We start from the raw sequence: 15,130 nt of genomic DNA, 5'->3' as shown, positions 1-15,130 counted from the left end.
AGTAATTCTACTTTGTGATTCTACCCATATAATTACCCCACAACTGAGCCGCTTGAGCACTACTACCAGAGGTGGGAGAGTTATCATCGTTACCGAGCCAAATCCCAGTTACCAGTCTGCGGCTAGGAATAAAGCCAATAAACCACAGGTCAACATTATCATTAGTTGTCCCCGTTTTTCCCCCTTCTCCTAACCCCAAGGCAGCTGCACGACCAGTACCGTTGGTAATGACTCCACGCATCATACTGACCATTTGATTAGCAACATCCTGTTTGAGAACTCGTTTGTTGCTATTGGGGTCTTGGTCAACTGAATAGATGACACGACAGGTTTTTAAATTTTTACGGTCTTGACAATCGCTACTATCTAAAATCCGGCTAATAGCATGGGGAGGGTTCCACACACCACGATTACCAATAGCACCAAAAGCCCCAGTCATTTCTAAAACATTCACCACACTTTGACCCAATACCAACCCAGGTACAGGGTCAAGATGGGACTGCACTCCTAAACGCTGGGCCATTTCTACCACCTTGTTCAGACCAATTTCCCTAGATAATCTTAAAGCAATGGGATTTTCAGACAAAGCTAAACCTGTGGTCATATCCAAACTGCCACCAGCACCAGAACGACAGGGTTTATAAGTAAAACCTTGCCATCTTAACGAGTCACAAGAATAGCTTTTAAAAGGTGATATACCCTGCTCAATGGCAGCGGTATAGGCAAAAATTTTGAAAGTAGAACCTGGTTGTCGTTGGGCTTGGGTGGCACGATTAAACTGACTTTTTTTATAGTCAGTTCCTCCCACCATAGCTAAAATACCCCCAGTGCTGGAATCAAGAGTCACCATTGCCCCTTGGGAAAACCCAAAACTACCACCAGCAGTATTCACAGAATTACGCAGCGCTGCTTCTGCTTGGGCTTGAATGGCTGGGTCTAACTGGGTTTCAATAATGTAATTACCTTCCCTCGCTGCTCCCTCTCCCAAGCGAGCTTCTAATTCTTGAAAGACATAATTATAAAAATAGGGAGCAATGGTTTTAGCTTGTTGTTCACAAACCTTGGGGCTAACTCGCACCGTGGAACGTCTGGCACGGTTGGCATCTTCTTGGGATATTTTGCCCATTTCCAGCATCCGCTTAATTACCCGGTTGCGATATTCTGAAGCGGCCAATTTATTAGGCCCATTGCCGCAAAAATCAAAGGCATTGGGAGCAGGTAAAATACCTACTAAAGTAGCTGCTTCCGAGAGGGTTAATTCTTTCGCTGATTTTTCAAAATAATAACGAGAAGCATCTTCAAAACCAGAGGTATCTGCTCCTAGAAATACCCGGTTTAAATACATCAGCAAAATATCATTTTTGCTGTAAAAAGTTTCTAGTTTCAAGGAAACCACAGCTTCTCGTAATTTCCGTCCTAGAGAATCTTGGCGGCCGACATATTCCCGGAATAAACTGCGAGCTACCTGCTGAGTAACTGTACTTGCACCTTGTTGTACATCACCGCTGCGGCTGTTAATTAAGACTGCACGTAAAATACCCAATGGGTCTACCCCAAAATGCCAGTAATAGCGGCTATCTTCCGAAGCCACCACAGCCGCAGGTAAATAGGGGCCAAAATCAGTCAACTCTTTCATATCGATGTGAGCCGTCGTCCGTGGTTCCCGTAGGGGTGTAGAGCCATCACGGGCATAAACGACTACAGGGGCGCGAGTTGCGGTTGGTAAAGGCCGCACAGTAAATTTCGTCCATTCAAAGCCAATTACTAAAGCTAAGAGGGCACTGACACCACCAACGCCACAGACTCCCCAGGAAATAGCTTTGACATACCAAGGGGGAGGGTCAACATATTGTAGGCGCACTGATGCAGCTAATTCTGGTGGGCCGAGGGTGAAAATATCACCATGGCGTAGTTCTAGGGAAGTGATGCGACGCTTACCACGATAAATGCCATTGGTGGAGTTTTCGTCTTTAATGATGAAAACTGGTGTGGGTTGAGACGAATCCCGTGATAAGGAAAGGTGAATTTGGCTAACAACTGGATTACGGATGACAATATCACAGGATTTAGAACTACGGCCAAGAATATAGCGATCGCCTAATAATGGATATACTTCAGCTTTATCTGCCCCCGCATCCTGCACCCAAATTTCCGGTACTTTAGCATTAGGTTTCAGGGCCAGTTTAGAAAAATCAACCCTAGCTTGAATAGTATTTACAGCCTGAGTCAGTTGACCCAGTATGGTTTGTGGCTTTTGCGGGTGTTGGGGGGAACTCATCGGCTATATCACATTACAGCGTTTAATGCAAAATCTGGCGAATGGGCCTTGTTGATGCTATTCTTACACCATTTTACTCTCAAGCAAAAAGGAGTTTCGGGGGTCAGGAGTTCAGGAGTTCAGAAGTTCCAGAAGTTCAGAAGTTACAGAAGTATGGCTAACGCCACGCTACGCGAACAGGAGTATGCCTACGGCACGCTACGCGAACAGGAGTATGGCTAACGCCACGCTGCGCGAACAGGAGTTCCAGAAGTTCCAGAATGTCATAGAAGTTACAGAAGTATCAACAGTTGCAGAAGTTCCAATATGTGAGCAGAAAGACAGAAGGGATTGATATTTTTAGCATTACTCCCCCTGTTTATGGTGCTTTTATCTGGTTTTCCTCTGGGAACTGGGTGTATTGCGCCAATAAGCAATAAACAAACAAATAATACCAATAGTAATAAACGAATCAGCCATATTAAATACGGCAAAATTAATCAGGCGAAAATCGAGAAAATCAACTACATAACCAAGTCGAAATCTATCAATACCATTGCCCATTGCTCCGCCTAAAATTAATCCATAACCCCATTGTTCCCACACAGCTAAGGCGGGACCAAAATAGGCAATACCGATTAATAATAAACTGATGAATAAGGATAGCCACCTCAACCATTCGCCTTTTTCACTGAATAAATTGTAGGCTGCACCGTAATTTTTTACATAGGTAAAATGGAAAATATCCGGTAATAATGGTAGAGTTTGTTTCAAGGCAAAGGTCTGTAAAATCCAATATTTGGTAATTTGATCAATCACACAAGCAATTAAGGCGGCTATCCAGAAGAGGCGATTTTTTAGGCGCATGGTAAATCGTTTAATTTAGTCATTACAGAACATCCGACAAATGTTTCTTAGGTGCAAGTTTAATTACCTAATTTGTGGAATGAGCAGACGTATCATGGCAAGGTCAACCAACGTAATTGTTGTTTCTGCTAGGATTTTATAACCCCGGCTGGATTGCTGACACCTGTTAAACTTACCAACAGTTTTTTAAAGACACAAGGCTTGAGGAATACGCTACGCGAACAGGAGTATGGCTGGGCTATCAGCAGTGTCTTCGGGTGAGCTACTTCAGAACTTTTAGTCATAAGAGCGTAGCCTTGATTTTTCAAGGTCTCAAATCGTCCAGAGTCTTAGCTTTGCTACACTGTAGAGAGATATAAAAATCTCCGTAATTACCAATGACCAGTTCTCACCGCCGCTACCACATTACCACCTTCGGTTGCCAAATGAATAAAGCCGACTCAGAGCGTATGGCTGGTATTTTAGAAGACATGGGCTTTGAGTGGTCAGAAGACCCTAATTGTGCAGATGTAATTCTCTACAACACTTGTACAATTCGGGATAATGCCGAACAAAAGGTATATTCTTATTTAGGTAGACAGGCCAAACGTAAGCATGAGCAGCCTGATTTAACTTTAATTGTTGCTGGTTGTGTGGCCCAGCAGGAAGGGGAATCGCTGTTACGCCGTGTGCCAGAGTTAGATTTGGTGATGGGCCCTCAACACGCTAACCGTCTCAAAGATTTATTAGAATCGGTTTTTGAAGGTAATCAGGTTGTGGCTACAGAAGCGGTGCATATCATGGAGGATATCACCCAACCCCGACGGGATAGCAAAATCACTGGCTGGGTAAATGTGATTTATGGATGTAATGAGCGTTGTACATATTGTGTTGTTCCTAATGTGCGTGGTGTGGAACAGTCCCGGACACCAGAAGCTATTCGTGCGGAAATTGAAACTTTAGGAAAACAAGGTTACAAGGAAGTTACTTTACTCGGTCAAAATATTGATGCTTATGGTCGAGATTTACCTGGTGTGACTCCAGAGGGTCGCTACAAACATACTTTGACGGATTTGCTTTATTACGTCCATGATGTGCCAGGAATTGAAAGATTCCGATTTGCCACTAGCCATCCCCGTTATTTTACGGAAAGGTTGATTAAGGCTTGTGCAGAGTTGCCCAAGGTTTGCGAACATTTCCATATACCTTTCCAATCTGGTGATAATGATGTGTTGAAGGCTATGGCACGGGGTTACACTCAGGAAAAATATCGCCGGATTATTGATACTATCCGTGAGTATATGCCTGATGCTTCTATTAGTGCAGATGCAATTGTGGGTTTTCCTGGGGAAACAGAAGCGCAGTTTGAAAATACTCTCAAACTTGTAGATGATATTGGTTTTGACCAGTTAAATACTGCGGCTTATTCTCCTCGTCCTGGTACACCTGCGGCTGTGTGGGAAAATCAATTAAGCGAAGAGGTAAAAAGCGATCGCCTACAACGATTAAATCATCTGGTGGCACAAAAAGCAGCAGAGCGATCGCAGCGTTACTTGGGTCGTGTTGAAGAGGTATTAGTAGAAGACCAAAATCCCAAAGACACCACCCAAGTGATGGGCCGGACAAGGGGAAATCGTCTCACCTTTTTCACTGGTGATATTCAAGAACTCAAAGGACAAATAGTGTCAGTGAAAATCACCGAAGTGCGTGCATTTAGCTTGACTGGTGAAGCTGTTCAGGTACGGGAAGCAATACCCGTCTAATGCAGATACAATTCTCTTGTTCACCTTGTTAATATAGCAGGTGACAGGTGACAGGTGACAGTTATAAAAGCCTTTCAGTGTCTGAGTTTTAGTTTTGCTTCATGTCCTAACGGCATTGTCTACGGCTATACCTATCCTGTTGAGTTGGTGATTTGAGGATAAAAATTGCTGGAGGTGATGGAGTTCACTGATGTCCATCACCTCAATTTTTTATAGTCGTGGGGTTTTGAATGGATACAGGAGATAAATTCGGTGACTTATACCAACAAGAAATTGTTGATCAATACACCATGAACATATATTAGACATCTCCGAAAATGGATGTAGAAAAGTCTCTACAAGGATTATAGACAACACATATTTAATCGCACCACATGTCTATTGGGATTGCCAAGTTGTAAAAAGCCTCAATGTCAAAGTTTTTAATATTTAGAAAGAATCTCCTCATCTTGTTTGTCTAGAAAGGTATTGCATAACATATTATTGACATTATTTTTCAGTGCAAATTGAAAAGTTAGTAAAATTGTGGTTTTTTTTATCCAAGAAAATATATTTTAATTCAAAGAATTTTCAGACAATCAACATTGATTTTACGGTTGTCAAAGTAGTCAACAAAATATTTATAATAATTTAAAAAGTTAAATAGGATACTAAAAATGAGTGCTGGAAGCAAGAATTTACAGAACCTGCACGTCAAAACCCGGTTGTTACTTGCTTTGTGGGACTTGGGAGGGGTACAGCAAGAAGTAAAGAAGGGTCAAATAAGCAAGCGGATTGTAGCGAAAGGTGAGAAAATAGGGGATTATCAGCGGATTTTTGAGGAACTAGAGAAAGAAGGTGTGATCGCAATTTCCAAAACTGGTTACACTCTCACATCACCTACTGGTTTAGAGGTATTGGGTGCAAGTTTAGGTAATGAGGAGTTTAAATTTGACAAAAATGTTGGTGCTTGGATAGGAAATTCATTATTACGCTGGTTGCGTCAGACTGAGATTTTAGTAACTGCATCAGCTGCATCAGGTAATGGGACTAAACCTGGGTTGATTAGTTCTTACGAAGAGTTTAAAAATGTAGCTTTAAAAGTTTATGAAAAATTGAATTATGAATATAACTTTAATCATTTAGTTCCGATTTATCGGCTGAGAAGAACTATAGGAGAGCGAGTAAATAGAACAAATTTTAATGATTGGCTATTAGAAATGCAAGCTGATGATATTTTCCAATTACAAGGAGGAAGTATAGAAGATAGTGCCCCTGACAAAATAGAAGATTCTGTCACCACAGAATTAGATGGATTACGTTGTTACGCCAAACTTTTGAACGTTTAAATATCATTATTTCGTACACAACAAACTCACACTATTATGACTAATAACACATCTAGTATTGATGAATTACTTAAATCTCACAACCCATTTGCAGGACATATGGTAGTGAGACCACAGCAAATATGGGGAAAAAGCTTTCCAGATGTTCCTTCTATTAACTCTCATGCTTCTAACGCTGTATTCGATGCCCTTGAAAAAATTAATCAAGGACAGTATCAAACAGTAGGTATAACCATTACAGCAGAGAAAGGTTTAGGGAAAAGCCATATTATTAGTCGCATTAGACATCGATTACAGCCGCAAGATAATTATGTATTTATTTACATGGGTAAATATGATAACTTGAATCAAATTAAATATGAATTTCTCCAAAATGTTGCCTCTAGCCTAAGGGCATTTGGCAAACAAAATGTTATGCAAATACAAGAAATTGCGGCTTCATTAATTAACGAAGCCATACAACGTAAATATTCACCGCAACAGTATATTTCTGATATATATCCCAAGTGGTTACGTGAACGCTCAAATAAATTCATTGGACAACTGACACAAGCTATCCTAAAACATAAGCCAGAAATCCCTAATCCATATATAGTAAAAGCTATTTTGTGGACACTTTCATCAGACCATGTTAATTATGCTAGCTATTGGTTATCTGGGCTAGAGTTATCACAAACTTACACTAATGCAATGGGTTTGCCTAATATTAAAAGTAATGATAAAGAAATTGTATCAATGAATATTGCTCGCCAACTGCTAGATATAACTAATTATTATAAAATTCCGGTGATTTGCTTTGATGAATTAGATGATGGTAACATTTCAGATTTTGGCTTAACCACAGCACAAGTCATTGCTACTTTAGTCAAAGATTTATATCAAAGTATCAAACGAGGTGTTTTATTATTAGCCATGTATCCTGATACATGGAATCAACAAATCAGGGTATTACCCCAAGCTGAAGCAGTAATTGATCGGTTAGTGAGTGAACAACCAGATAGACAGCCAATAGCATTAAAATATCTCAATTCTGATGATATTGTGAATCTGGTTAAAACTTGGCTACAAGATTTTTACCAAGAAAATCAACAAACTCCACCACATCCCTTATACCCATTTGACGCAGGTAAACTTAAAGTTCTGGGCAAATCTAAGCCTACAGTTAGATCAGTTTTAAAATGGTGTGCAGATAATTTTATTGATGAAAAAATACCCAACCCTGATCCACCGATAGTAGAAATAAAAATATATTCCGTTAAACCATACTACCAAAGTGAACTAGTACATACACAAGCTTATATAGATTCTCTCATTGAAGATGAATCAATAATTGCCCAATCTCTGAAATTTGCCTTTGAAAGATTAATAGGTAAAACAATAGAAGGGGTAACAATTGAGAAAATTGAGGAAATACCTAACCAAAAACATATTGATTTTAAAATTGTTGGTAATCAACAGCAAATCAAAATTGGTGTAGATGTAGTACAGATAGCAGGGGGTGTAGGAATTACTACAGCTTTGCGTAAACTAATCGATTATCAAACTTTTGATTTAACTCGTGGTTGCTTGGTACGTTCAAAAACAATTGCTGCTAGTGCCACATTAGCTAGAGAAAATTTGCGAAGGCTTTTGAAAGAAAAGGGTGGAGAATGGGTGAGTTTACAGAGTCAAGATATTAAACCTCTCATAGCTATCTGGTTTGTGTGGAATCATAGAGAGATTTATGAATTAACAGATGACGAAATTTTTGGATTTATAGAACAGCAGCAAATAGCTATCAATAATCCTTTGATTAGGGAAATTTTAAGTGACCCTTCCGGTCAAGAACCTGATAATTTAACAGATGAAGACTTACCAATGAGAATTCCCCAAAGCGTTGTGAATAATCGGGTAATTGAATTAAATCTATAACAGGTTATCTCATTTTTTATGGGTTTAGGAATACTAAACCCTCATTGATTAAGGTAGTAATACCAATTCCATAAAAGAATGCGACAGATGCGTAGGTTGGGTTGAACAAAGTGAAACCCAACGTTTACAAGGTTTTAGAGTGTTGGGTTATGCCTTTGCTACGCAACGCTACCGCGAACGGCACACTGCGTGTTCACGCAGCGTCGCGCAGGGATACGTACCTCAACCCAACCTACATCTGTAACAATCATTTTTTAAATTGGTATAACTAGGTTATAAAAACATATTCTTTTGCCAATAATTTTGAACTACTTATAGAAATGAGTCAAGTTTTTTCACTACCCACAGCATTATGTTTACCTGTTGCAGATATTGAAGCTTTAATACAGGGCAGAACAATAGCAGCTTTACCTAATATGTTTCTTCGTCCAGGGCAGAAATTTGCTCTTTATCCTGTTGCTCATACAAACTTATTAATACCAATTGAAAAATACTATAGTCAAAGTTTTTTACCTACTGCTCAAACCGCTATCAAGTCAACTAATTCTCAAACAGTTGCAGTTAAAATGTGGGGTAAATGTGAATTTTGTCAAATTATAGATAAAACTAAATCATTAGATGTCTTTTCTAAATTAACTATTTGGACACCAGAAGTATTTTATGCACTTTTAGAAAAACAGCAAAATATTTTTCTGGCTTATTTGCGTGTTTATCATTTACCTCAATTTTATGAATTTACAATTAATCCAGGTAGTCAAGATAAACTAGGTAGATTTATTGCCATACATAATGTTACTGGTTCAGAAACTCAACCTATATTAACTGAACAAAGATTTAAACAGTATCAACGTCAATTAGAAAATCTAGAACCACCTTTGCATCCTCAGCTAGAAGAATTACACAATGCATTATCAAAAATATCAATCACCAACACAGTAGCACAGCAGTTAACACATGAAATCAGAGTTTTATTAGGTTGGAACAGTCAGTACAATCAAGATAGAGTAGATGGGGATTTAATTTGGATCAAGAAAATTGCTAAAGTTGGCAACTCTAGTGATGGTAATGAATTTGAAAAATTAGTACGTAAAAGCTTAGTAAAAATTGGCTTTTCTGCTTCTAATATGAATTCCAAAGCTAATCTAGACCCTGAAAAATTAGGTGGTGCTGGTGGTTTGGATTTTTATTGTGAATATCCCTACCTTGTGGTAGGAGAATGTAAAGCAACAAAGACAGAAAAAGTTCCTGATGGTACAGCAGCACAACTGGTAAAACTAGGCTTGAAGCATTTACAACAACAATACAATAGTTGTATCAAAATTATTATGGCTGCTGGAGAATTAACAACAGATGCTGAATTGACAGCAAAGGGAAATGAAATGAACGTTATTCGTCCAGAAACATTACAAAGACTAGTTGAATTTAAAGCTAAATTCCCAGGAGCAATAGATTTATTAAATTTAAAACCATATTTGCAAAACGAACCATTTGGTTCAGCAGCCGATGATAAAATTAATGCTTATCTTAATAAAATAGAGCAAAATATCAAGTTGCGATCGCACATAATTCAAGTGGTCAAAAACTATCTGCAAAACTCAGGAACCGAGTCTGCTGGAGTTGCAGCTTTACATGGGGCATATTTTGGGTCACAGCCCCAACAGCAATTAAAACCAGAAGAAATACACGAAATTTTAATAGAACTGTCATCGCCTCTAACTGGTTATTTAGGTAGAGAAAAAGGTAGTGACTGGACAACTGATAGATTTTATTACTTACGTGACTTATCTATTAATTAAAAAAAGCACCCTGGAAATAAATTGTCTTCATTAAACCCAATGTCAATTATATCACCACCAACGATATAAGCATCCCCATCAGACAAATAGGCCTTGAGGAGGATGCTTAATCATGAAGAATTGTTGCTGAAATAACAACACTCTTAGGTAATATGCTGTTTTACGCCAGAGAAACTGTTAAACTGCCTGGTTTACTCAAATCACCTGTTAACACCACACCTCTTTGATTAGCCTGAAGATGGCGGAGAATTTTGTAAATTGATTCAACTTGTTCAGGAGTGCCAACTTTGTGAGCAATTTCTTCCAGAGAAAGGGCCTTTTTCTCTTGTTGCAACACAGATATGACTTTCTGTTGTAATTCCAGAATAGCCGCAGCAGCTTTCTTACCAGCTTCTACACCTGGTTGGTGATAAGCATTAATATTCACCAAGCTAGCATAAAACCCTACTGCCCGTTCATACAAGGCAATTAAAGCACCAACTGTGCGGGCATTAACTTGAGGAATGGTGACTGTTATGGAATCACGGTTATTTTCATACAGTGCTTGGCGTGTTCCCAAGAGAAAACCAGAGAGATAGTCACCGGATGTGACACCAGGGTCTATTTCTGGGGATGCCCCTTGACGGTCTTCTAATACTTCTATCAAGGTAGCGAAGAAATTGGGTACACCTTCCCGCAACTGTTGCACATAGGCGTGTTGGTCGGTGGAACCTTTGTTACCATAAACGGCAATACCTTGATAGACAGTTTTGCCATCTAGGTCTTTTTCTTTACCCAATGATTCCATGACTAGCTGTTGCAAATAACGGCTAAAGAGCAACAGGCTATCTTTGTAAGGTAAGATTACCATGTCTTTTTCGCCTTTACCGTTGCCTGCATAGTACCAGGATAAAGCGAGTAGTGCAGCGGGATTCTTTTTCAGGTCAGGGATGCGGGTGGCATCGTCCATTTCCTTGGCACCATCCAACATGGCACGAATATCTATTCCCTGTAAGGCTGCCGGTACTAAGCCCACCGCAGACATTTCTGAGGTACGTCCGCCCACCCAATCATACATGGGAAATCTGGCTAGCCAACCTTCAGATTTAGCAATTTTATCCAAGTTACTATCAACGCTGGTAATAGCAACTGCATATTGGGCAAAATCTAGGTTTTGTCCAGCGTAGGCTTTCTTGACTTCTATCATGCCGTTGCGGGGTTCAGGAGTACCGCCGGATTTAGAAATCACTACGACCAAAGTGCTAGAAAGGTTATTTCTCAGTTGGGTGAGTACCCGGTCAATACCTGAGGGGTCGGTATTATCGATAAAGTGAATTTTCAGAGGGGGAAAATCAGGGGACAGGGCTTCTGCCACGAATTGGGGGCCCAAGGCAGAACCACCTATGCCTATGGAGATAATATCGGTAAAGCGGCTAGATTTGGGAGGATGAATAGCACCTGTTTGCACCTTTTCCGCAAAGGCTTCGATTTGTTCTAAGGTTTGGACTATTTCTTGTGTCAGTTCTGGAGATGGTGCTAAATCTGGATTCCGCAGCCAGTAGTGTCCTACCATGCGGTTTTCATCCGGATTAGCGATCGCTCCCTTCTCCAAGGCTGCCATATCCGCAAATGCCTTGTCAAATTTCGGCCGCAACGACTCCACAAAGGCATCGCTAAACTGCATCCGACTGATATCTAGATACAGTCCTAAGCCTTGGTGGTAATACAACCAATCTTGGTATCGTTGCCAAAGTACCCTAGCATCCATAGGGAAATCTCAAATATATTGGTCAAACTCCAGTTTAATGTATGGTTTTGGCGATCCCTGCTTTGTCTTATACAGTTTGTCATCACGAGATTGATAGGCAGCAAGGGAATGGAGGTAAATATTTTTGATTTGAATATTTTTGCTTGCGTATTACTGGCTAGTAATTAATATTTTATTGTATCGTAGTTCTTCCTTATCGAATTCATCATAGCAAAAATAGATTTAACTGTCAATATAGCAATGAACAGCGCGGTTAGGACATTAACTAACGATAAAACTTAGACAGCCAAAGGCTTTTAACACTGTATCTCGACTACGCTCGACTTGTACTGAGCGAAGTCGAGCGTAGTCGTATCGCTAAAGCGTGCCTTTTTCAGAGAAGCTACGCTAAGAGGAGTTTAAAAATGCAAGAATTAAATAGTAATGCTATGAATTATTCTGTACGGGCGGGTTTACCAAAATTCTCGTTTATAGTTGATGATATCTGTAAACCCGCCCCTACTGACTCCTGTTCGCGCAGCGTGCCGAAGGCATACTTCTGAACTCCTGAACTTCTGAACTTCTGTCTTCTATTCTGCCGAAAATACCACTCGAAAACCGCAAATTCTCAACCCACCATCCACTTCATTCCAACTGCGACTAGCACTGCGACATAGTTCAGCACTGAAATTCCAAGAACCACCACGCAATACTCGCCTATGTTTATCACCCCCATCTTCCCACACACTGCCATCATTGGGTGCATCTACATAGTTATTATGCCAAGGGTCAGCACACCATTCCCACACTAACCCGTGCATATCATATAAACCAAAAGCATTGGCTACTTCAAAACTACCTACATTGGTGGTTTCTCTGCGAAATTTACTTCTGGGTTCCACCGCGTAAATATCACCACCATTACAATTAATCAATTCTGCAGTGACTGCTTCCCCAAAATGAAAAGAAGTGGTTGTACCAGCACGACAAGCATATTCCCATTCTGCTTCGCTGGGTAAACGATAGTCTCTTCCAGTTTTTGCAGACAAGCGTAAACAAAATTCCACCGCTTCGTACCAAGATACATTTTCTACTGGTAGATTTGCACCTTTATATTTTGCCGGGTAGGGGTTTAAAGCTTGTTTGACTTTGGGTAAAGCTGCAACGGCTTTCCATTGTGCTTGAGTAATGGGATATTTCCCCATAAAGAAAGGGTTGATGGTGACTTGATGTTGAGGACGTTCATCTGCATCACCTTCTAAATTGGGAGAACCCATTAAAAATTTTCCACCAGGAATAGAGACCATTTCTAGATCAACATTTCTACTTAATTCCTCCTCAAAGTATTTAGCACTAAGTCTGTCACGGTTGACTTCTCTACCTTTGGTGTCTACGGTGACGACGTAAAAATCAAAGGTTTTGAGGGGAGGTAAGGGGACAATAATTTTTGTAGGTTGTGGTTGAGCTAATGGTGGTTGGGGAAGGGAAGAAAATTTGAGTGCGACCGGGAAGTCTGATGAGTTTAAATCTTCTAGCACTGTTGCCGCTGACTGATATCTATCATTGGGGAGATGTTCGAGTAATTTATTTAAAATTTTTCTTAAACTATCGCTAATGGTGATGCCTTTTTCTTCTAAACGTTCTTGCCACAACCATTCCCCATTCATGGGATCATATAGAGGATCGTTAAGTTGACCGTAATCATCTTGAACAGGTAAATCTTGGGTGAGTAACCGCACACAGGTGACACCTAAAGCATATAAATCGCTAGCTGGACAAGTAAACCCTGCCATTTGTTCGGTGGGTGCGTAACCAACGGTATAGATAATTGTTGCTTGTCTACCCATAGTTGTTTGGGTGACTTGTTTGGCACCACCAAAGTCAATTAATACTGGTTTACCGTCTGTGTCACGACGAATAATGTTTTCTGGTTTAATATCCCGATGGATAATATTGTTTTGGTGAATAAAGTCAATAACTGGTAATAAATCCGCTAAAAGTTGGCGAATTTGCGCTTCGCTGTAGGGTTTTTGTTGAACTTCTTGGAGAAGGGTAGACCCGTTGATAAATTCTTGAACCAAATACAAACTGGTGGCTTGTTCAAAATAAGCTAACAAACGGGGAATTTGGGGATGATTTTCTCCTAATTCATAAAGGCGAATGGCTTCTTCTTTGAAAAAATCTGCGGCTTTAGCACGTTGTCCTGTTCCCCGCACTTGGGGGAAAAATTGTTTGATGACGCAGGGTGCATCAAGTCTATCTACGTCTTGTGCAGCATAAGTTCTACTAAACCCACCTTCACCAATCAGCCGCAGGACTTGATAGCGGTTTCTCAACAGTTGTCCAAAGTTGGTTTGTCCACAACTGATGCAAAATCTATTGCCTATGGGGTTGAAGGGGTTGGAACAATTGGGATTTTGGCAGATTTGCATAATGAAGGGAAGATGGGATCTTGTCCAAAGTTAGCCCCAATATTATCCATTTGCAAAAATCGATTTATTTATAGAAGTGACAGTTTCTCTATGAAGAAAAGATGATGGAAATGAATTTGTTGAATTGATTTATGTGGGGGAAGGGAAAAACTGAGTTGAAATTGATTTGGAATTTATGTATATCTTATATATATGCGCGCACAGATTCCCATTATAAATAAATTATAAACAAAACCACGGTTTTGTCAAGGGGGTAAATCACTGGAGGCAATTAACCTACTTAGGGACGATTTTCACCTGAAGCGCGAATTAATTCGGCAATTAAAGCGACAATCCCGGTGATGGAAATTAACATAACGCTGAGGGCGTTGATATCTGGTTTGACTCCGGTTCTAATGCGGCTGAAGATTTCCATGGGTAGGGTACTAGCACCACTACCAGCGGTGAAACTGGCAATGAGGAAGTCATCTAAACTGAGAACAAAGGCGAGTAGACAGCCAGAAATTATCCCTGGCATGAGTTGGGGTAAGAGGACTTGAATGAAGGCTTGAAGGGGGGTTGCACCTAAATCTAGTGCAGCTTCTTCCAGGTGGGGGTCGAGATTATTGAAACGGGAGGAGACAACCAAGCCAATGTAGGCCAGACAAAAGACCACATGGGCAGCAACAATTGTCCATAGACTGAGGGGAATGGCAAAGGCAGCTAAACAAACGAGGGTAGCTACAGCGATCGCTATGTCGGGGATTAATAATGGTAGATAGGCAATACTCTGGTAGATTTTTTTCCCAGGAAATTCGTAACGAGCTAATCCCACAGCCATCAAGGTTCCCAACACAGCGGAAATACCCACAGCACCAAAAGCTACCAACAAGCTATGGTTTAACGCTGATAAAATCCGCTCATCATTGAATAATTTTTGATACCATTGCCAAGTAAAGCCTTGCCAAGTTGCACTGTAGGGCGATTTGTTAAAGCTATAGAAAGCCAGTACAAAAATTGGTAAGTACATGAATACAAATATCATGGCTGAGAAAACCGCCTGCCAAGGGACACGCGGTTTTTTGCTGTGCT

At 40.3% G+C, this 15,130-nt stretch carries 9 protein-coding genes; 4 read left to right on the top strand and 5 right to left on the bottom strand.

What is annotated here, in order from left to right:
- Nucleotides 1-7: 7 nt before the first annotated feature.
- Both H6G73_RS05630 and lspA read right to left on the bottom strand, forming a co-directional pair.
- Nucleotides 8-2,278 (bottom strand): transglycosylase domain-containing protein, encoded by a 2,271-nt coding sequence (locus tag H6G73_RS05630; protein ID WP_190602099.1) that lies wholly within the window; start codon nt 2,276-2,278, stop codon nt 8-10.
- 369 nt (nt 2,279-2,647) lie between these two features.
- Nucleotides 2,648-3,124 (bottom strand): signal peptidase II, encoded by a 477-nt coding sequence (gene lspA / locus H6G73_RS05625; RefSeq protein WP_190602090.1) that lies wholly within the window; start codon nt 3,122-3,124, stop codon nt 2,648-2,650.
- Nucleotides 3,125-3,501: 377 nt separating this feature from the next.
- On the opposite strand from lspA, the gene miaB reads away from it, so the two are divergent.
- From miaB to H6G73_RS05605, 4 genes are all read left to right on the top strand, one after another.
- Nucleotides 3,502-4,866: a tRNA (N6-isopentenyl adenosine(37)-C2)-methylthiotransferase MiaB gene (gene miaB / locus H6G73_RS05620; RefSeq protein ID WP_190602088.1), complete on the top strand. Its 1,365-nt coding sequence runs from the start codon at nt 3,502-3,504 to the stop codon at nt 4,864-4,866.
- 656 nt (nt 4,867-5,522) lie between these two features.
- Complete coding sequence (locus H6G73_RS05615) at nt 5,523-6,194, top strand: hypothetical protein (protein WP_190602086.1); 672 nt, start codon at nt 5,523-5,525, stop codon at nt 6,192-6,194.
- Between the two features lie 36 nt (nt 6,195-6,230).
- Nucleotides 6,231-8,105 (top strand): hypothetical protein, encoded by a 1,875-nt coding sequence (locus tag H6G73_RS05610; RefSeq protein ID WP_190602084.1) that lies wholly within the window; start codon nt 6,231-6,233, stop codon nt 8,103-8,105.
- A 320-nt stretch (nt 8,106-8,425) separates the two neighbouring features.
- Nucleotides 8,426-9,901 (top strand): DUF1802 family protein, encoded by a 1,476-nt coding sequence (locus tag H6G73_RS05605; RefSeq protein ID WP_190602082.1) that lies wholly within the window; start codon nt 8,426-8,428, stop codon nt 9,899-9,901.
- Between the two features lie 160 nt (nt 9,902-10,061).
- Here H6G73_RS05605 and H6G73_RS05600 read toward each other — a convergent pair whose 3' ends face one another.
- The 3 genes from H6G73_RS05600 to H6G73_RS05590 all read right to left on the bottom strand — a co-directional run bounded on the left by H6G73_RS05600 (nt 10,062) and on the right by H6G73_RS05590 (nt 15,083).
- Complete coding sequence (locus tag H6G73_RS05600) at nt 10,062-11,648, bottom strand: glucose-6-phosphate isomerase (RefSeq protein WP_190602080.1); 1,587 nt, start codon at nt 11,646-11,648, stop codon at nt 10,062-10,064.
- Between the two features lie 569 nt (nt 11,649-12,217).
- Nucleotides 12,218-14,059: a bifunctional serine/threonine-protein kinase/formylglycine-generating enzyme family protein gene (locus tag H6G73_RS05595; protein WP_190602078.1), complete on the bottom strand. Its 1,842-nt coding sequence runs from the start codon at nt 14,057-14,059 to the stop codon at nt 12,218-12,220.
- Between the two features lie 280 nt (nt 14,060-14,339).
- On the bottom strand, nt 14,340-15,083 hold the full coding sequence (locus H6G73_RS05590; protein ID WP_313947139.1) for an ABC transporter permease: 744 nt from the start codon (nt 15,081-15,083) through the stop codon (nt 14,340-14,342).
- Between the last annotated feature and the right edge of the window lie 47 nt (nt 15,084-15,130).

This window comes from Richelia sinica FACHB-800 (assembly GCF_014698825.1).
In the GTDB taxonomy this organism is placed as follows: Bacteria; Cyanobacteriota; Cyanobacteriia; order Cyanobacteriales; family Nostocaceae; genus FACHB-800.
Note: the sequence above shows the minus strand (reverse complement) of the source record. Positions and strands in the feature narration are given on the sequence as shown.